Here is an 18,264-nt window from a genome sequence, read left to right on the forward strand (position 1 = left end):
CACGTCGCCCCACCAGCAGAATACTGGAGCACGGGTGACCAGCATTTGTTTCCCCATCTCATGACGAGGGCACCCGTTGACGAACAGGAGGCGGCCGGCGGGTGGAGATCAAGGAGATGGCGATAGCAGGCGCGTTTCGCGTCATCCCGGACAAACTCCGTGACCACCGGGGGTGTTTCTTCGAAGCCTTCCGGACCGAGGAACTCGCCCGCGCGACAGGCTTTCCTTTTCATGTCCGCCAGGGCAATGTCTCGGTCAGCAGGCGCGGGGTGATCCGCGGCGTGCACGGCACGGGGGCGGGCTCCGGTGAGGCCAAGCTGATCAGCTGCGTGCGCGGTGCGGTCCTCGACGTCGTGGTCGATCTGCGTGTGGGGTCGCCGACCTTCGGCGCGTTCGACACCACGGCCCTGACCGAGGAGTCCGGCGATCTGGTGTTCCTCGTCGACGGTCTCGGACACGCCTACCAGACGCTCACCGAGGGCACCGCGATCAGCTACCTGTGCGCGGAACAGTTCGTCCCGGGCAGCCAGATCGACGTGAATCCGCTGGACCCCGAACTCGCCCTGCCCTGGATCCTCGACGAGGAACCGACCATCTCGGACAAGGACAGGGCTGCACCGGGTCTTCGGGAGGCGGCGGCTGCCGGGATACTCCCCCACTACATCGGCTCTCTCGCGGTACCGGCCGCCCGGGCGGGCGAGGAGAAGCAGGGACGGCATCGTGATCTCTGAGTGCCGGGCCTGTGGAAGCAGTGAGCCGATCACGGTTGTCGACTCGGGAGTCGAGGGCATCACGAGCGTGTTCCCACGGACACCCGACGATCCCTTTCCGGTCGGCGGCGGTCGGCGTGCCGGCCGCGGTCGGCGGGTCCCGGCCGGGACGACGGTTCGGTCACGCACGAGCGGAGAGGGGTGATCATGGTGCCACCGACCGAGAAACGGCCGCTCGTAGCGGTACTCGGCGCGTCCGGGTTCCTCGGCGCCGCGGTCACCGCGGAGTTGACCCGCCTGCCGGTGCGCCTTCGACTCGTCTCTCGTGAGCGGCGGCTTCCGGTTCCGACGGCCGAAGTCCGCCTCGCGGACCTCACCGCCCCGCAGGCGGTGCGTGAGGCTCTCGACGGCGCGGACGCCGTTATCCACCTGGCGGCTCACCTCTCCGACGAACGGTCGTGGCGCGCGCCGGGTAGCGAGTCCGAGCAGCTGAGTACGGGCCTGCTCGACACGCTCGTCCGCTCGGTGCGCGGACGACCGCCGATCGTCGTGTTCGCCAGCACCGTCCAGGCATCGGCCCCTCCCGGGCTGCCGCGCAACGACTACGTACGGCAGAAGATCGCGGCCGAGGAACTGCTCGCGGAGGCGACCCGGGACGGTGCGGTACGCGGGATCGCGCTCCGTCCGGCCACCATCTACGGGCGCACTCCGCTCACCGGCTCGACGGGACGCGGTGTGGTCGCCGCGATGGCCCGCAAGGCCTTCGCCGACGAGCCGATCACCATGTGGCACGACGGCACGGTCGAGCGGGACCTGGTGCACGTCACGGACACCGCGCGCGCCTTCGTCGCTGCGATGCAGGCGCCCGAGGCCCTCAGCGGCGGCCAGTGGCTGGTGGGGACGGGCCGGCCCGCGCAGCTCGGCGAGGTGTTCCGCACCCTCGCCGACCTGGTCGCCGCCCGGACCGGACGCCCGCCCGTGCCCGTGGTCACCGTGCCGCCGCCGGACTGGGCGGACGCCACCGACTTCGGGGACGTGAACGCCGATCCATCACCCTTCGCCGCGGCCACGGGCTGGCGGCCGCTCGTCCGGCTGACGGACGGCCTGTCCGGTGTGTTGGACGCGCTCGCTCCGTGAGTCACCCGAGGCCGCCGGCGGCGAGCGCGCTCAAGCGCGCGACCACCTCGGCGGGGGCCGGCTGGGCGAGGACCTCGGCGCGCAGCGCCGCGGCGGATCGCCCGACACGGTCACTGGTCAGCACGGTCGCTATGGCGCCGGAGAGTGCGTCCACGGTCGCTTCCTCGTTATGGACGGAGATGCCGGCTCCGGTGTCGGCCAGACGGGAGCAACATGTCTGTACGTCACGGGTGGCCGGGATGCCGAGCTGCGGGACGCCGTAGTACGCGGCCGTCATGATCGTGCCGGCTCCGCCGTGGTGGACGACCGCGTCGCAGGACGGCATGATCGCGTTGAGGGGGACGTTCTCCACCACGGTGACTCCCGAGGGCAGGCTCGGGACCAGGCTGCGATCGGCGCTCGTGACCGCGAGGACGATCTCGGTGTCGTGCTCGTGGAGCGTCTTGACGACGTCGGCGACCGGAAACGCTTCGATGCCGTCGCGGATCACCAGCATCGAGCCCCAGGTGACCAGGACCCGTCGCCGCCGCGAAGGAGCGAGAACCGGGGCCGGCAGGACATTGGACCCGTTGTAGGGGACGAAGCGGACCGGGATCCGCGACGGGACCTCGACGATCTGCATGGCCTCCAGCCACGGGTCGACCGTTGCGACGGCGTTCTCGGCTCGCGGTGCGCATCCGTGTCGCGCGTAGAGTTCGCACAGTGGTTCGGGCCAGGCGTCCGGCGACATCCCGCTTCCGGGGTAGCCGTACTCGGAGGCGCGCAGCAGATCCGGCCCCCAGAGGTGGTGGACCAGCGGTACGTCGGCCGCCGCGGCCGCCAGTGGCGCCGCGAGTACGAGCGGATCCGCGACGACCAGGTCGGGGCGCCAATCACGGACGAGGGAGACGACGTCGTTCGCGGCCTCCGCGGCGAACCGGATCTGGGCGTTGACCAGTGTCTGGAACAGCGGATTCGGGGCGCCCGGCTCGGTCGCCACCGGGCCCCTCTCCCGATGCCTCGCCAACTCGGCGGTCATGTCGAACGACTTGGCGATGGTGACCATCGGAACGCCGGAACTCACGACGACCGATTCGCCCCAGGGCTGTGCAGCGACACAGACGTCGTGGCCGGCGGTTCGGCAGGCCCAGATCAGCGGCACTATCGGGAAATAGTGCGACGGCGCGGAAGCCGGAATGAAAAGTATGCGCATCCGATACCCGACCATTCTCGTCAGCAGATGTGAGCGTGCGACCAACGCTGCCGGTTCGGTACGGCCGCCACAAGCCGGGCTGATCAGGGTACCGTCTCACTGAAATCTATGGTACGGAGCGCGTCCCGTCCGCAACGTTGCGGTCCCACGCGGCAACGCCCCGACCGCGGCGGACTGTTGACATAGCGCTCCTCACAGGCATCATGGTGGGCCGGTGCCCACTTTGATCCCGATGAGGGTCGTCTCCCCGTCCTCGGGCGCCGTGTGCCAGATCCGGCAGAGCCCCCCGTAGAATTTGTCCACTTCGGCCGTGAAGCGGTGACCCTGTGTTAGCTAAACAATCAAAATGGAAATACCTGCTTGTCTCGGCGTTCACGGTGGCCGCCGCGTTGGTGACCACGGCACCGCCCGCCTCCGCGGACGAGGCGGGCGGGGATCCGATCTGCAAGGCCTACTCGCTGCCGGTCCGCATGTCCGATCCCGGAGAGGCGACGCAGACCCTGTGGGGAGAACTCTGCCAGCCCCGGGACAGCCGTCCCACCACGGTGCAACTGCTCGTGCACGGCGGGTACTACAACCACGAGTACTGGGACTTCCCGGTCGGCGACGGCTACTACTCGTACGTGCGCCACGCCGTCGCGGCCGGGTACGCCACCTTCAACGTCGACCCGATCGGTTCGGGCAACAGCTCCCACCCCCAGAGCAGCCTGGTCACCGGCGACGCCGGTTCCGTCGCACTGCACGACGCCATCACCGCTCTGCGCCACGGAACCCTCGACGGCCAGGCCTTCAAGAAGGTGATCTGGGTAGGACACGCACTCGGCTCGTTCTATGCCTGGCGCGAGATCCCGCAGTACAACGACGTGGACGCGGCCATCCTCACCGGCGCGCTGAGCGGCTACAACCCGGACCACGCCGCGACCGCGGTCGCGAATACGTACCCGGCGATCGACGATCCCAAGTTCGCGAACTCCGGCTACGACCCGGGATACATGACCACCAAGCCGGGCACGCGCGGTTCCATGTTCTACTATCCGGCCACGACCGATCCCTCGGTGGTGGCAGCGGACGAGGAGACCAAGGACGTCGTTCCGACCGCGAAGACCGTGCCGGCGGCACCGCCGTACGGGATCCGGGTACCGGTGATCGTCCTCGACGGTGCGCAGGACTGGTTGACCTGCCAGGGGGTCACCAGCTATGACTGCAGCGACCCGGCCAGCGTGCGCGCCTACGAGTCGAGCTTCTACCTGCCCGAAGCGAAGCTCGAGGTGGCACTGGTCCCGGAAACCGGTCACGACATGGCACTGGCGACGACGGCGCCGGTCACCGACTCCATCATGCTGCACTGGGCTGAGAGCGTCGCGGCACCGCAGTAGTCGGCGGGTGCCCGGGATACGGCGAATCGAAGACCGGCATCGGACGCCGGGGCGTGCTCCGTTGCGGAGCAGCCCCGGCGTCGACATGGGTTCTGCGGTGAGGCCCGCACAAGACAGAGCCTAGATCGGCTTTAGCCGCGCAGGCCACACTTGCCGAGCCGGCACGTGATGGAGCGCGGCGGCCGATCTCCGTGTGCCTCGACAAGGGTGACCGCCTGTCAGCCGCACCCGGCTCCCCCGGGTGTCCCGATCTCACGAATGACCCGGATCAGCCCACGAAGAAGGGTACGGAAGACATGAGTGAACGGGCCGCGCACATCCTCGACGAGGTGCGTAAATACCACCAGGACAGCAAGGACGACAGGGGGTTCGTCCCCGGCGTCACGGAGATCTGGCCGTCCGGCGCCGTACTCGACGACGAGGACAGGGCGGCCATGGTCGAAGCAGCCCTGAACCTGCGGATCGCGGCGGGCAGTTCGGCCCGGAAGTTCGAGTCGGTCTTCGCGCGCCGGATGCAGCGGCGCAAGGCGCATCTGACCAACTCCGGTTCCTCGGCGAACCTCCTTGCGGTCACCGCCCTCACGTCCCCGCAGCTGGGGGAGCGCAGGCTCGTGCCGGGCGACGAGGTGATCACGGTGGCGGCGGGCTTCCCCACGACGGTCAACCCCATCCTGCAGAACGGCCTGGTCCCGGTCTTCGTGGACATCGACCTGCACACGTACAACACCACCGCGGAGCGCATCGAGAAGGCCGTCGGACCCCGGACCCGGGCGATCATGGTCGCCCACGCCCTCGGCAACCCCTTCGAGGTCGCGGAGGTGGCGCAACTCGCCGAGGAACGCGACCTGCTGCTGATCGAGGACAACTGCGACGCGGTCGGCAGCACCTACCGCGGACAGCTCACCGGGACCTTCGGCGACCTCGCCACCGTCAGTTTCTACCCGGCCCATCACCTCACCATGGGCGAGGGCGGCTGTGTGCTCACCTCGAACCTGGTCCTGGCCCGGATCGTGGAGTCCCTGCGGGACTGGGGCAGGGACTGCTGGTGCGAGCCGGGCGAGAGCGACACCTGCCGCAAGCGCTTCGGCTACCAGATGGGGACGCTGCCGGCCGGCTACGACCACAAGTACATCTTCTCGCACGTGGGCTACAACCTGAAGACGACCGATCTCCAGGCGGCGCTCGGTCTGAGCCAGTTGGACAAGCTCGACGAGTTCGGCGCGGCACGGCGGCGCAACTGGCGACAGCTGCACGACGGCCTCGCGGACGTCCCGTGGCTGCTGCTGCCAAAACCCACGCCGGGCAGCGACCCGAGCTGGTTCGGCTTCGTCATCACCGTCGACCCCGAGGCGCCCTTCCGGCGCGCCGAGCTGGTGGACTTCCTGGAGAACCGCAAGATCGGCACGCGCAGGCTGTTCGCCGGGAACCTGACGCGCCATCCCGCCTACCTGGACCGCGGGTTCCGGGTCTCCGGCGAGCTGCCCAACAGCGACATCGTCACCGAGCACACCTTTTGGGTCGGCGTCTACCCCGGACTCACCGAGGAGATGATCGACTACGTCATCGCTTCCATCTCCGAGTTCGTGGGGGCCCACCAGTGACGGTGAGCGGGAGCACTCGGGTGGGGCCGTCGCTCAGGGCCCGGCAGGATGCCGCGCTTGCCGACCGGGTCGCCCGGTCCGCGGCGGCGCTGGCCGGCGAGCCCACGGACGAGATCCACGACTGGCTCCAACAGCGCCGCATGGAGCAGTCGTTCGCGGTGGAGCGCATCCCCTTCGAGGCACTCGAAGACTGGTCGTTCGCCCCGCAGACCGGGAACCTCGTGCACCGCAGCGGCCGGTTCTTCACCGTGGAGGGGCTGCGCGCCAGCATTGGTGAGCAGCCCGGTCGAGTGGAGTGGCAGCAGCCCGTCATCGTCCAGCCGGAGGTCGGGATCCTGGGCATCCTCACCCGGGAGTTCGACGGGGTTCTGCACTTCCTGGTGCAGGCCAAGATGGAGCCGGGCAACCCCGGGCTGCTGCAACTCTCGCCCACCGTGCAAGCCACGTACAGCAACTACACCAAGGTCCACAACGGCGCCTCCGTCCGTTACCTGGAGTACTTCACCGACCCGTCCCGGGGCCGTGTCCTGTCGGACGTGCTGCAGTCCGAGCACGGCTCCTGGTTCCACCGCAAGCGCAACCGCAACATGATCGTCGAGGCCACCGGCCAGGTACCCGAGCACGAGGACTTCCGCTGGCTCACGCTGGGCCAGATCCATGAACTCCTGCGCCACGACAACACGGTGAACATGGACGCGCGCTCGGTCCTCGCCGGCCTGGAGGTGCCCAGCACGTCCCACGCACTGCACTCGGACACGGAGCTGCTGTCCTGGCTGACCGAGCGACGGTCCACGACCCCGATCCGCAGCGAACGCGTCCCGCTCGCCGCCGTGACGGGCTGGACCCGTGGCAGGTTCTCGATCGACCACGAGGACGGCCGCTACTTCCGTACCGTGGCCGTGTCGGTGCGGGCGAGCAGCCGCGAGGTCGGCCACTGGACCCAGCCACTGATCGAGCCTCGCGGGCAGGGCGTGGTCGCGTTCCTCACCCGCACGTTCGAGGGCGTGCCGCACGTGCTGGTCCGGGCCCGCGCGGAAGGCGGCTTCATCGACGCGGAGCTGGGCCCCACCGTGCAGTGCCAGCCCGGGAATTACGCACACCTGCCGGCCGCGGACCGACCACTCTTCCTCGACCTGGCCACGACGGCACCCCCCTCCCGGATCCGCTACTCCGCACTGCACTCCGAGGAGGGCGGCCGCTTCCTGGACTCGGTGAGCCGCTACCTCGTCCTGGAAGCCGACGAGTGCGAGGCACCGCTCGACGCACCGCCCGGGTTCCGCTGGGTCTCACGGGACCAGCTCGCCGCTCTCACGCGTTACAGCCACTACGTCAGCGTCCAGGCACGGACGCTCCTGTTGTGCCTGAACGCGACGGCCGGCGTGTGAGGTTGCCGATCGAGGCGTGCGGGACACGGCTTCGCAGGCGGCGGGAGGGGTTTCGCCATCGCGGCCGAAGGCGGTCCCACCGTCGCTTCCGCTCAGGAGACGTCCACGTACTCGGCCCCGTCACGGATGTCATCGACGAGTTCGGCCTGGCGGAGCGAATCAGCGTTCCGGGCGGACAGGTCCCGGGCGGCCGCACCACCGTCGGACCGGACGGCGGCGGCGAAGAAGGCAACGACGTTCGCGAACTGGTCCCCCGGCGAGAGGGCGATCTCCTCACATCGGTCCTGGCGCTCGATCCGGACGACCGGGCGATGCTCGGGCGGCGGCGTGAACACCCGGTCGAGCAAGAGTCGACCGCAGTCGCCTCTCAGCTCGTAACCGGTGCAGTAGGAATGCTCCATGCCGAAGGAGAGCTGAGCCGCGACACCACCCGGATCGGTCAACAGGACGCTGCCCCCCACCACGACGCCCCTCGCTCGTTCGACACGGAGCACCGCGCCGACCAGACGCAGGCGGGGCCCGAGGAACCTGAGTGCGGCACGCAGGGGATAGACCCCGGTGTCCACCAGCGCGCCACCGCCGTCGTCGGGCCGGTAGCGGATGTCGTCCGGCGGCCTCGGTGGGATCGTGAAGGTGCTCAGGAACGACCGGACCTCGCCGATGGCCCCACCCGACACGAGTTCATCGACCTGACGGTGCTGCGGGTGATGCAGGAACATCATGTTCTCCAGCAGCAGGCACCCCCGTTCCTCCGCCAGGCCGATGAGGCGTCTGGTGTCCCGCGACCGAGTGGTGAGCGGCTTCTCGACGAGGACGTGCTTGCCGGCCTGCAGCGCCCGCTCGACCCACTCGGCATGCAACGCGGCCGGCAGCGGTACGTAGACCGCGTCCAGGTCGTCCCGCTTCAGCAGCTCCGCGTAGCCGTTCACCGCCACTCCGCCGAAGCTGCCGGTGAACCGCTCGGCCCTGCCCAGGTCACGGCTCGCCACAGCCCGTATCTCGACGCTGTGTTCCGCCCGCATCGCAGGCAGGGTCCGCCGCCACGCGATGTCGGCACAACCGATCACGCCGAATCTCACCGGCCCTGTTCCCTCGTGCACGTCGAGCCTCCCGTCCGACACCCGATGACCATTCGGCAGCCAATGCGATAGCGCAAAAATTCGGTGGACTTTAACACTGGCGTCGCGAATGAGCGAACCCCTGTGAAATCGGGGATTGGCCGGCGCGGGCGGCGTCCGGAAAAGTGATTTTCGCTGCTTACAGGAAGAGGTAATCAGGTATGGCCGCCAAGATCCGGCTTCCGCTCGACCCACCGCATCCGGCGCGACTGCAGAGCAACCTCGGGGCGCTCCAGAAACTGGCTCCGGTGCACCGGGTCAGCACTGCCGTGGGCGACCCCGCCTGGCTGGTGACCGGCTACCAGGAGATCAAGGAGCTGCTCGCCGACCCTCGGCTGGGCCGCAGCCATTTCGACCCCGACAACGCGGCACGCAGCGGTGCATCGGCGTTGCTCGACGGTCCGCGCGGTGACTTCGAGACCGAGCACAAGTGGATCGCGACCCTGCGCTCCCGTCTGCAGCCGTTCTTCTCGCCTGGGCACGTGAAGGCCATGCGCCCCCGCGTCGAGGCAATAACCGCCGATCTCCTCGACCGGTTGGCGAAGCAGGGCCCGTCGGCTGATCTGGCCGATGCCCTGGCGCTGTCCCTGCCGCGGGAGGTGATCAGCGAGCTGCTGGGGGTTCCGGTGGAGGAGAGGCCGCTCCTGGACGAGTGGACGACGGCCGTGAGCGACGCCGGCGACCGGGAACGCTCGATGGCGGGGCTGGCCGGCCTCCACGGCTACGGCCGAGAGCTGGTGGGCCGCAAGCGCGCGCGGCCCGGCCAGGACGTCATCTCCTGGCTGTGCGAGGACGGAACCCTCTCGGACGACGAGGTCGCCCAACTCGCCATGGGGGTGCTGTTCGCCGGGTACGAGACCACCGCGGCGGCGCTCTGCGTCGGCACGGCGCTCCTGCTGGACTCCCCGGAGCAGTGGCGGGCGGTGCTCGACAACCCGGAGCTGGCCGCCTCCGTGGCGGAGGAGAGCGTGCGGGCCGTCAGCCGACTGCTCCCTCCGGTCATCCGCTACGCCCGTGAGGACCTGGAGATCGCCGGGACGCCCGTGCGGCGCGGCGAGCTGGTGATGCTGGCCATCTACGCCGCGAACCATGACGAGTCCGTCTTCCCCCACGCCGACCGCTTCGACGTCACCCGCGAGGACAACCCCCATCTCTGCTTCGGCTTCGGCCTGCGGTACTGCATCGGAGCACCGCTCGCCCGGCTGGAACTGCAGACCGCCTTCGGTCAGCTGGTCCAGCGCTTTCCGCGGATGCGCCTGACCGTGCCGGCCGAGGACCTCACCGTGCGCCCGACCTCGTTCGCCGCCATCCCCACGTCCATTCCCGTCACCTGGTGACCGTGCACAGAGATCGAGAGGAACTCACATGAGTTTGTCGCGGGAAGCGCTGCGAGCGGGCATCGACCAGGTCGTCCCCCCGGTGCTGGAGGTCACCAGCACTCCTGGCGCCCTCATATCCGTCGGTATCGCGGGGCAGAGCCCGCTGACCGCGCCGTTCGGGCTGGCCGAGGCGGAGACCGGCGCCGCGATGACCGAGTCGCACACCATGCGGGTCGGCAGTCTCGGAAAACTCCTGGTAGCCACCGCGATAGCAGGACTGGCCCGGTCCGGTGAACTCGATCTGGACGAACCGATCGACAAGCACCTGCCCTTTCCGGTCGTCAATCCGAAAGGCGGCACGATAACGCTGACCAAGGCACTGGCCATGCTCAGCGGTGCCGCCACGGACGGATACGACTGGGTCGAGCGGCCCGAGCCGGCGATGGGATACATCGAGCGCGAGCTGAAGCGCGGGGTCGTCCACGAATACGGCACCGGCGCGCCCCGGTTCGTCAGCTCGGCGGACACGGACGAGTGGCGATCGTCCTCGTTCATGTACCAGGTGGCCGCGTTGACGGCCGAGGCGGTGACCGGGATGCCGCTGGGCCGTTACGTGAAGGCCGAGATCCTCGACCCGCTCGGTATGCGCGACACCGCCTGGCTCGACAGCCCGAACTGGGACGAGGTGCGTGGCCGTTGCACGACGGGGCACATGGTGTTCGGAAACCGCGCTGTTCCGCTGCCGTGGCACGAATGCGGGACGTACCACTCGGTGGGAGCGGTCATGACCCCTGCCGACTACACGACGCTGATGTTGGCGCTGACCGGCCCCGAGGGCATGTTCCGTGGTGAGGTCGCCGAGACGATCCTGCGGCCCCGGACGACCGCGCGGGACGGCAGCCGGGTCGGATTCGGTGTCCACCTGTCCGGAGATCCGGCAGCGACGGACTACTGCGTTCGCTCCGTGGGTCACTACGCGTTCGGTTGGTGGGCCGTTTCGCTCGCCTACCCCAACGCCGCCGAGCCCTTCTGCGTCACGGTGTGCACGAACATGGCGGACCAGCGGGACGTCTTCAATCCGCCCACGCAGTACTCCTTCGGCATCCTCGCCCACGAGATCGCGAACTGGATCCTCAGTGGGACGGTCGACGCCCGGAGGCCGGCCACCCACGCCGAGTGGGGCTCGTACGCGATGGGCCTCGTCGCCGCCGACAGGTTCGCCGGCCTCATGGGGGCGAACCTGGACAAGGCCCAGATCTCCCGAATGGCCAAGGGGGCGCGGGCGCTCGGACGGCCCTCCGCCGCGGCTTTCGAAGAGGGCCCGTTCGTCGAGGGGTACCTGGACATGCAGGCCGCGGTACGCGAGCGGCGCATCGACGAGTTCCTGTCCACGCAGTGCCCGGTCGGCGGCCTGTTCCGCAAGCTCGCGCGCAGGGAATGGGGCAGCAAGGACTTCGAAGACCCGTCGCCGGTGCGATTCTGGTCGGACCGGCGTTCGTAGCCCCTCCTCCCGTCGCACTGCGAAATGCCGTGGTCGTGGACCCGCCATGAGCGGGCGCACGACCACGCGCAGAGGCCCGCGCCACCTCGGCACGGGCCTGCTTGCGGTTCTGGGGGACTGATCCTGCTGCTCATCCCGGGCCGTGAACGCCGCGTTCTGCTCGCGCGCTGCGATCCGTCACATCGGGACTCACTGGAAAACGATCCCGGCGGCCACCGCCAGGCCGACCAGATGCGACTTGGTGGTGGCGCCGACGCGTCGCCGCGCCTCGGTCAGGTGCTCGTCCACGGTGGTCTTGGAAATTCCGAGTCGGCGGGCGGTCTCCTTCGCGGTCAGACCCAGCGCTGCGAGCCGGACCACCTCGGTCTGTCGTGCGGTGAGCGCCTTTGTGACGTCTGAGATATCGGGTTCCGGGGTCGCCATTCCGGTCCTCTCTCGTGGTCCAGCTTCACTACGGGCTTCACATGCGCGCCGCCTCGGGCCGCCGGTCGCCTTCCCCACGGTGCCAGCCGGATCTAAAACGTCACCAAATCAAACCTTGTCGCGCTTCAGCTCGGCCTTAGCGGGCGGACAGGCCGGCGGCCGCGACCGAAACGGTCCCCCACAAGTTGGGGTACTCCCCTGGGAAATCGCGTGCGAGGATTTCCTGCAATCCCCGATCAGGTGACACGGTGAAGAGCATGAGAGCCGCTGACGGATGTCGTCTTCCAAGGCGTGGATCCCCTTGCCGCATTGAGGCGTCGTGGCCGATTCACCAATTGAACCGAGGTTCTGTAGACATGGTCACGGAGAACACCGATCCAGAACACGTTCTTGCCCGTCTCGATGCGATGCTCAGGGAAGTCCGGGGCCCGCTCCTCGCTGACGTTCCGGTCCAGAGCGACGCATCATTCATCAGTCTCGGCGTCGACTCGCTCACGCTGGTCCTGCTGCTCGACAAAGTGGCCTCGGAGTTCCACATCGACTGGGACACCGAGACATCTCCTGGCGCCGCCAGCTCGCTGCGCTCGATTTCGGACCTTGTGGTGCGAAGGCATTCCGACAACACCGCTTGAACGAGGGGGGAACAAGTGCGTACCCGGGGTATATACCTCGCCGGAGTCGGCGTGTTCCTGCCCGCGGCGCAGAGCATCGAATCGGCAGTGGAGCAGGGGCTCGTCCCGGCCGGCAGGGCGGCGGAGTACGACCTCTCGGGGGTCGCCGTCGCGGGACGGCTCGCAGCGCCGGAGATGGCCCTGGCCGCCGCGCAGGAGGCGCTCAAGGACAGCGGGATGAGCGCCGAGGACATCGGACTGCTCCTGTACACGGGAGTCTGGCATCAGGGCCCCGACGGCTGGGGTCCGCAGGCCTACCTGCAACGGCACCTGCTCGGCGACAACCTGCTCGCGGTCGAGATCAGGAACGGCTGCAACGGCACCTTCAGCGCACTGGAACTGGCCGCCGGGTATCTCAAGGCCTCCCCTGGGATCCCGGCGGCGCTCGTCACCGCGAGCGACAACTTCGGCACGCGGCTGATCGACAGGTGGAGCCCCGGCGACGGGGTGTCCTATCTGGGTGACGGCGCCAGCGCCGTAGTGCTCAGCACCGCGCCGGGATTCGCCGAGCTGAGGTCCCTGTGCTCGGCCACGTTCTCGGAGATGGAGGAGGCCCATCGAGGCGAGGAGCCGCTGTTCCCGCCCAACGTCACCGCCGGCACCGCGCTGGACTACGGAGCGAGAGCCGCCTCCTTCCAACGGAAGGCCGAAGATGACGGATCATGGGTGCGGCTGCTGCTGGGCCACCAGAGGCACAACCTGGAATGCACTGGGCGGGCGCTGGCGGAGGCCGGTGTGGCGGCGGGCGACATCAGCCGCGTCCTCATCCACGGCATGCCGCGCCAGGCGGCCGCCTCCTACCTCAAGGTCCTCGGTTTCTCCCTGGAACAGTCGACGTGGGACTTCAGCAGGACCGTCGGACACCTCGGCGCGAGCGATCACATGGCTGCGCTGCACCACCTGCTGTCGACGAGCCGCCTCGAAGCCGGGGACCACGTGCTGCTGTGCGGCTTCTCCCCGGGAGTGACCTACAAGGCCGCGGTCATCCGCATCCTCAGCACCGACCCGACACGGAAACGTGAGGCCCAGGCCAGTGGACTTTGACCTCACTGCGGAGCAACGACGGCGGACCGAGCGCATCCGCGAAGCCGCCGGCCGCCTGCTGCCCCGCCCAGAGCCGGGAGAGGCCGCCGGAAAGGACATCTGGCAGGCCGCGGGAGAATCCGGGATCACCGGCCTGTGCCTGCCCGAGGACTGCGGGGGAGGCGGGCTCGGTGCGCTCGACACGGCTCTCGGCCTGGAGGCGTTCTGCGCGGGCGGCGCCGACACGGGGCTCGCCTTCGCCATCGCCGCGCACCTGCTGGCCTGTGGCACCGCTCTCGCGGAACACGCCCACGAGCCGGTGCGGGCCGACCTCCTGCGCGGAATGAGTTCCGGCAAGACGATCGCCGCCAACGCGATGACCGAGAACGAGGCCGGGTCGGATGTGAGCCGGCTCGCGACGACCGCGGTGCCGGACGGTGACTCCTACGTGCTGAACGGGGTCAAGTCGTTCGCCAGCAACGGCCCGTTGGCGGACGTCTTCGTCACCTACGCGGTCACCTCGCCCGCTGCCGGCTATCTGGGACTGTCGGCGTTCGCCGTCCCCGCCGGCTCGCCCGGCCTCCGGGTCGGCCCCACCCTCGCCAAGGTGGGTCTGGAAGGGTGCGCCGCCGCCCGGGTGGAGTTCTCCGAGTGCCGGGTCCCGCGCAGCCATCTGCTGGGTTCCGAAGGGCAGGGAAGCGCCGTCTTCCACGGGTCCATGACCTGGGAACGGGCCTGCCTGCCCGCGATCTACCTGGGTGCGATGGAGGTCCAGTTGCGGCGCTGCGTCACGCACAGCCGGGAACGACGGCAGTTCGGCAGGCGCATCGGGGACTTCCAGGCCGTCTCCCACCGTCTGGCCACGATGAAGCAGCGCCTGGAGAGCAGCCGCCTGCTGCTGTACCGGGCGTGCTGGCAGGTCGACCAGGGCGGCCCGGACGCCGGTGAGGCGGCGGCGCTCGCCAAGGTGGCCGTCGCCGAGGCCGCGGTCGCGAACGCCGTCGACGCGGTGCGGCTGTTCGGCGCGAGGGGATATCTGGCCGACGACGGGATCGGCGACCAGTTGAAGGACGCCGTGCCCATGCACATCTTCTCCGGGACGACGGACATCCAGCGGGAGATCATCGCCAGAGGGATGGGCCTGTGAGCAGGCCCGCCAACCTCCACCAGCTCATGGCCGAGGCCGCGGCGCGAACCCCGCAGGCCCTGGCCGTGGCGGGCCCCTGCGGTGCGGTCACCTATGCGCAGCTCGACGCCCGCGCCGACGCCCTGGCCGGCGTCATGGCCGGCTACGGCGTGGGCCGCGGCGACCGCGTCCTCGTGTGGAGTCCCAAGTCGCCGGACGCACTCGCCGCCATGCAGGCGGTCCTGCGGCTCGGTGCCGCCTACGTCCCGATAGACCCCCTCAGCCCCGTGGAGCGCGTCGCGACCATCGCCCGCGAGTCCTCCGCGCGGGCGCTGTGCGCCCCGGCCGATCTGCTCTCGCGCGTTCCCGGCGCACTCCGCGAGCTCCTGGTCTGCGTCGACACCGCTCCCCCGGAGGGCGCGGACGCGGCACCGGACGGTGCGGGTCCGCGCGAGGCGGTGAGCGTCCTGGTGGACCAGGACGAGCCCGCGTACATTCTCTTCACCTCGGGTTCGACGGGAACGCCCAAGGGCGTGTCCGTCAGCCACCGCAACGCCCTGGCGTTCGTGGCATGGGCCGTCGAGGAGCTGTCCGCGGGTCCCGGGGACAGGTTCGCCAACCACGCCTCGTTCTCCTTCGATCTGTCGGTGCTGGACATCTATGCGGCGTTCGCGGTCGGCGCGGCGGTCTGTCCGGTGCCCACCGAGTTCGCGTACGCCCCGGGGCGTCTCGTCGAGTTCCTGCACCGGGAGCGCATCACCGTCTGGTACTCCGTTCCTTCCGTGCTGATCCTCATGCAGCGTGACGGCGGCCTGCTCGATCGGCCCGCACCCGGGTCGCTGCGCGCACTGCTCTTCGCCGGCGAGCCGTTCCCGATCCACCACGTCCGGCTGTTCGCCGAATGGACCGACGCCCGGCTGCTCAACCTCTACGGTCCGACCGAGACCAACGTGTGCACCCGGCACGAGGTCCAGCCCGAAGACCTCGAACGCGACCTTCCGGTCCCGATCGGCACGGCCTGCAGCGGCGACCGGGTCTGGGCGAGCAAGCCCGACGGCCGGGCGGCCGGTCCCGGCGAGGAGGGCGAGCTGATGGTCAGCGGCCCGACCGTCTTTCTCGGGTACTGGGGACGGCCGGCGCAGAACGGCCCCTACGCCACCGGAGACCGGGTCAGGGTCCGCCCCGACGGCTCCTTCGACTACCTGGGGCGGGCCGACGGACAGGTCAAGGTCCGCGGCCACCGCATCGAACTGAGCGAGGTGACCGCGGCACTGCACACGCATCCGGAGGTGGCCGAGGCCGCGGTCGCCGCCGTGGGGGACGGGCTCGACCGGCGCCTGGCCGCGTTCGTGGCCCGGACCCCGGCGAGTGTCCTCGGGAACATCGCGCTCAGACGCCACCTGGCGCGGCTGCTTCCCCCGCAGATGATTCCCGACGACGTGCGCTTCGTCGACGAGTTGCCCCGAAACCACCGGGGGAAGCTCGACCTCGCGGCCCTGGTCTCCGCACACGACACCTGAGGAGTTTCAGTGACAGCCACGCCGGAACGAGAAGAGATCGCAACGACGCTCCTCGCGTTCATCCGGGAGAGGTTCCTCTCCGGAGATCCTCAGGGAGAGCTGACCGGCGACACGCCGCTGCTCGAACTGGGCGTCCTCAACTCGCTGAACACCGCGACCCTGATCGCCTACATGGTCGATGCCTTCGGGGTCAAGGTGCCCTTGCACGACGTCACCCCGGAGGCCTTCAAGAACGTGGACAGCCTCAGCTCGATGGTGCACGAGAGGCGGCGCTCCGCCCATGCATGAGCTGAAGTCCGACATGTTCCTGCTGCACGCTCCGAGCGTCTTCGACTTCCGTGAGCGCGACGATCTCCTCTTCGCCTATCTGAGCGACAGCGACAGCGTCAACGTCACCTCCGTCTACGAGATGTTCCCGATCGGCTGGTTCTCGATCAAACAGCACCTCGCCGAGCACGACGTGCAGTGCGACATCGTCAACGTCGCGTCACTGATGCTGATGCACCCGGAACTGAACGTCGAGGAGCTGATCCGCCGGCTCGACGCACCGATCTTCGGTTTCGACCTGCACTGGATGACGCAGTGCCACGGCGCGATCGAGCTGGCGAAGCTGGTCAAGCGGGTGCATCCGGAGGCACTGACCGTCTTCGGCGGCATTTCGGCGACCTACTACGCCGAGGAACTCTCCCGCTACGACGCGGTGGACGTCGTCGTCCAGGGCTACGACACCCTCGAACCCGTTCGCCGCCTCACCGAGGAGGTGCTCAGGGGAAACCGGGACTTCCGCACGATCCCGAACCTCCTCTACACGTCCGGCGACGGAATCGAGTCCACGGGGTTCGACCACAAGCCCGCGACCAACTACAACAACGTCGCCAACGACTGGTCGTACTACCAGAAGACACCGGTGACGCCGCTCGCCAGCAAGCTCATCATGACGCTGCCGAACACCGGTTGCGCCCACGACTGCGGCTGGTGCGGCGGCTCCCGCTTCGCCTACCGCAACATCATGGACGTCCGCAAGACGCTGGTGCAGAAGGATCACGACCTGATCGTCGAAGAGCTGAGCACGATGGGTGAGGCGGCCAAGCACACCTCCATCTACGCCCTGCAGTGCTACTCCGAGAACAAGACCCGAATGCACCAATACCTCGATGCCGTGCACGATTTCGGCTACCGGAGCGTCCACTTCGAGCAGTTCAACCTGACGCCGGACGACACGTTGAAGAAGATGGGCGAATCGACCGACGCCTACATCCTGCTCTCCCCCGAGTCCCACGACCCCAGGATCAGCAAGGCGGCCGGTCGCGGCACGTTCACCATGGAGCAGATGGAACAGTGGATCCCGCGCGCGCTGGACGCCGGGATCAAGGGCGTCATGGTGTGGTTCTTCATCGGCATGCCATACCAGGACCGCCAGTCGGTGATGGACACCGTCGAGTACTCCGAGCACCTGATCCGCAAGTTCAAGGGGTGGCCCGCGCTGCCCCTCATCTGCCCGATGGTGCCCTTCCTCGACCCCGGATGCCGCTTCTTCGAGGAGCCCGAACAGCACGGCTACCGGATCTTCCACCGCACGCTGGAGGAACACCGGCAGGCCATGATCGAACCGATGTGGTACCGCCGCCTCAACTATGAGACCCGCTGGCTCAGCCGACGCGACCTGCAGGACGTCTCCTACGAGGCGATCGAACGCCTGGTCCGCATCAAGGGCGAATACGGCGTCCTGCCCGGCGAGTTCTGCGAGGCGGTGCTGGAGACGATCGCCCAGACCCGGCGGCTGCTCGGGGAGATGGAACGCGCTCTCACCCTGGACGGTAGGCTCCCCGCCTGCCTGCGGGACGAGATGCGCGCGTACAACCGCAAGATCCTCGCTTATTCGAGCGATCAGATCCTGCCCATGCCGCGTCCCTTCGGAGGGCGCTGGTTCGACGATGCCACCGTGCCCGCCGAGCTGATCAGCGAGGTCTCGGACCAGAGTCCCCGGCCGGTTCGCAGCCCCGCGTGACCGCCGATCCGGTGCCACCCCGCGGGTGCACCACCCGACCGCTGGTGGCCTGCGCGGCCCGCCGGAACGTACCTCCGCTTCTCCTGAGCAAGAGACTTCCGAGGTGAGTTGTGCATACCGAGACGGCAGCAACCCAACACGCCGGGACCTCCCG

At 68.9% G+C, this 18,264-nt stretch carries 16 protein-coding genes; 13 read left to right on the forward strand and 3 right to left on the reverse strand.

Annotated elements, in window-relative coordinates; all coding sequences use genetic code 11:
• Nucleotides 1-101: 101 nt before the first annotated feature.
• A complete protein-coding gene (locus GQF42_RS07450) occupies nt 102-731 on the forward strand; it encodes a dTDP-4-dehydrorhamnose 3,5-epimerase family protein (RefSeq protein ID WP_158918816.1) in 630 nt (209 codons plus the stop codon).
• A gap of 186 nt (nt 732-917) precedes the next feature.
• Nucleotides 918-1,847 carry an NAD-dependent epimerase/dehydratase family protein gene (locus GQF42_RS07455; protein WP_158918818.1) on the forward strand — a complete coding sequence of 310 codons (930 nt, stop codon included), beginning with the start codon at nt 918-920 and terminating at the stop codon, nt 1,845-1,847.
• Between the two features lies 1 nt (nt 1,848).
• Here GQF42_RS07455 and GQF42_RS07460 read toward each other — a convergent pair whose 3' ends face one another.
• The gene (locus tag GQF42_RS07460) at nt 1,849-3,054 is read right to left on the reverse strand and encodes a nucleotide disphospho-sugar-binding domain-containing protein (protein WP_325100308.1); all 1,206 of its coding nucleotides are present in this window, start codon (nt 3,052-3,054) and stop codon (nt 1,849-1,851) included.
• A gap of 377 nt (nt 3,055-3,431) precedes the next feature.
• Here GQF42_RS07460 and GQF42_RS07465 point away from each other — a divergent pair, with 377 nt between their 5' ends.
• The 3 genes from GQF42_RS07465 (at nt 3,432) to GQF42_RS07475 (ending at nt 7,401) form a co-directional block, all read left to right on the forward strand.
• Nucleotides 3,432-4,415, forward strand: coding sequence for an alpha/beta hydrolase (locus GQF42_RS07465; protein WP_158918822.1), 984 nt, complete (start codon nt 3,432-3,434; stop codon nt 4,413-4,415).
• A 296-nt stretch (nt 4,416-4,711) separates the two neighbouring features.
• Nucleotides 4,712-6,016: a lipopolysaccharide biosynthesis protein RfbH gene (gene rfbH, locus GQF42_RS07470; protein WP_158918824.1), complete on the forward strand. Its 1,305-nt coding sequence runs from the start codon at nt 4,712-4,714 to the stop codon at nt 6,014-6,016.
• Between the two features lie 2 nt (nt 6,017-6,018).
• Nucleotides 6,019-7,401, forward strand: a complete 1,383-nt coding sequence (locus tag GQF42_RS07475) for an NDP-hexose 2,3-dehydratase family protein (protein ID WP_158918826.1) — start codon at nt 6,019-6,021, stop codon at nt 7,399-7,401.
• A gap of 92 nt (nt 7,402-7,493) precedes the next feature.
• Here GQF42_RS07475 and GQF42_RS07480 read toward each other — a convergent pair whose 3' ends face one another.
• The gene (locus GQF42_RS07480) at nt 7,494-8,522 is read right to left on the reverse strand and encodes a Gfo/Idh/MocA family protein (RefSeq protein ID WP_325100309.1); all 1,029 of its coding nucleotides are present in this window, start codon (nt 8,520-8,522) and stop codon (nt 7,494-7,496) included.
• Nucleotides 8,523-8,680: 158 nt separating this feature from the next.
• On the opposite strand from GQF42_RS07480, the gene GQF42_RS07485 reads away from it, so the two are divergent.
• Both GQF42_RS07485 and GQF42_RS07490 read left to right on the forward strand, forming a co-directional pair.
• Entirely contained in the window at nt 8,681-9,856 is a 1,176-nt protein-coding gene (locus tag GQF42_RS07485) for a cytochrome P450 (RefSeq protein ID WP_158918830.1), read from the forward strand.
• 28 nt (nt 9,857-9,884) lie between these two features.
• Nucleotides 9,885-11,339 (forward strand): serine hydrolase domain-containing protein, encoded by a 1,455-nt coding sequence (locus GQF42_RS07490; RefSeq protein WP_158918832.1) that lies wholly within the window; start codon nt 9,885-9,887, stop codon nt 11,337-11,339.
• 189 nt (nt 11,340-11,528) lie between these two features.
• Here GQF42_RS07490 and GQF42_RS07495 read toward each other — a convergent pair whose 3' ends face one another.
• Nucleotides 11,529-11,762 (reverse strand): response regulator transcription factor, encoded by a 234-nt coding sequence (locus GQF42_RS07495; protein WP_158918834.1) that lies wholly within the window; start codon nt 11,760-11,762, stop codon nt 11,529-11,531.
• Between the two features lie 356 nt (nt 11,763-12,118).
• Between GQF42_RS07495 and GQF42_RS07500 the strand changes: the two genes are divergently transcribed.
• From GQF42_RS07500 to GQF42_RS07525, 6 genes are read left to right on the forward strand one after another with little or no spacing between them, the layout of a single operon-like run.
• Nucleotides 12,119-12,394: a phosphopantetheine-binding protein gene (locus GQF42_RS07500; protein ID WP_158918836.1), complete on the forward strand. Its 276-nt coding sequence runs from the start codon at nt 12,119-12,121 to the stop codon at nt 12,392-12,394.
• Between the two features lie 15 nt (nt 12,395-12,409).
• The gene (locus tag GQF42_RS07505; protein WP_158918838.1) at nt 12,410-13,477 is read left to right on the forward strand and encodes a ketoacyl-ACP synthase III family protein; all 1,068 of its coding nucleotides are present in this window, start codon (nt 12,410-12,412) and stop codon (nt 13,475-13,477) included.
• Nucleotides 13,467-14,603, forward strand: a complete 1,137-nt coding sequence (locus tag GQF42_RS07510) for an acyl-CoA dehydrogenase family protein (RefSeq protein ID WP_158918840.1) — start codon at nt 13,467-13,469, stop codon at nt 14,601-14,603. The genes GQF42_RS07505 and GQF42_RS07510 overlap by 11 nt, the downstream gene beginning before the upstream one ends.
• 26 nt (nt 14,604-14,629) lie before the next feature.
• Nucleotides 14,630-16,102: an amino acid adenylation domain-containing protein gene (locus tag GQF42_RS07515; protein ID WP_158929881.1), complete on the forward strand. Its 1,473-nt coding sequence runs from the start codon at nt 14,630-14,632 to the stop codon at nt 16,100-16,102.
• Between the two features lie 9 nt (nt 16,103-16,111).
• Nucleotides 16,112-16,390 carry an acyl carrier protein gene (locus tag GQF42_RS07520; protein WP_158918842.1) on the forward strand — a complete coding sequence of 93 codons (279 nt, stop codon included), beginning with the start codon at nt 16,112-16,114 and terminating at the stop codon, nt 16,388-16,390.
• Nucleotides 16,383-18,110: a B12-binding domain-containing radical SAM protein gene (locus tag GQF42_RS07525; RefSeq protein ID WP_233273280.1), complete on the forward strand. Its 1,728-nt coding sequence runs from the start codon at nt 16,383-16,385 to the stop codon at nt 18,108-18,110. Before GQF42_RS07520 ends, GQF42_RS07525 begins: the two co-directional genes overlap by 8 nt.
• Nucleotides 18,111-18,264 lie beyond the last annotated feature (154 nt).

This window comes from Streptomyces broussonetiae, assembly GCF_009796285.1.
GTDB lineage: Bacteria > Actinomycetota > Actinomycetes > Streptomycetales > Streptomycetaceae > Streptomyces > Streptomyces broussonetiae.

What these genes read in the sequence shown, in the direction of transcription:
- GQF42_RS07455 (WP_158918818.1), top strand. Translation starts at nt 918, where the DNA reads ATGGTGCCACCGACCGAGAAACGGCCGCTCGTAGCGGTACTCGGCGCG.
- GQF42_RS07460 (WP_325100308.1), bottom strand. Translation starts at nt 3,054, where the DNA reads ATGGTCGGGTATCGGATGCGCATACTTTTCATTCCGGCTTCCGCGCCG.
- rfbH (WP_158918824.1), top strand. Translation starts at nt 4,712, where the DNA reads ATGAGTGAACGGGCCGCGCACATCCTCGACGAGGTGCGTAAATACCAC.
- GQF42_RS07485 (WP_158918830.1), top strand. Translation starts at nt 8,681, where the DNA reads ATGGCCGCCAAGATCCGGCTTCCGCTCGACCCACCGCATCCGGCGCGA.
- GQF42_RS07490 (WP_158918832.1), top strand. Translation starts at nt 9,885, where the DNA reads ATGAGTTTGTCGCGGGAAGCGCTGCGAGCGGGCATCGACCAGGTCGTC.
- GQF42_RS07495 (WP_158918834.1), bottom strand. Translation starts at nt 11,762, where the DNA reads ATGGCGACCCCGGAACCCGATATCTCAGACGTCACAAAGGCGCTCACC.
- GQF42_RS07500 (WP_158918836.1), top strand. Translation starts at nt 12,119, where the DNA reads ATGGTCACGGAGAACACCGATCCAGAACACGTTCTTGCCCGTCTCGAT.
- GQF42_RS07515 (WP_158929881.1), top strand. Translation starts at nt 14,630, where the DNA reads ATGGCCGAGGCCGCGGCGCGAACCCCGCAGGCCCTGGCCGTGGCGGGC.
- GQF42_RS07525 (WP_233273280.1), top strand. Translation starts at nt 16,383, where the DNA reads ATGCATGAGCTGAAGTCCGACATGTTCCTGCTGCACGCTCCGAGCGTC.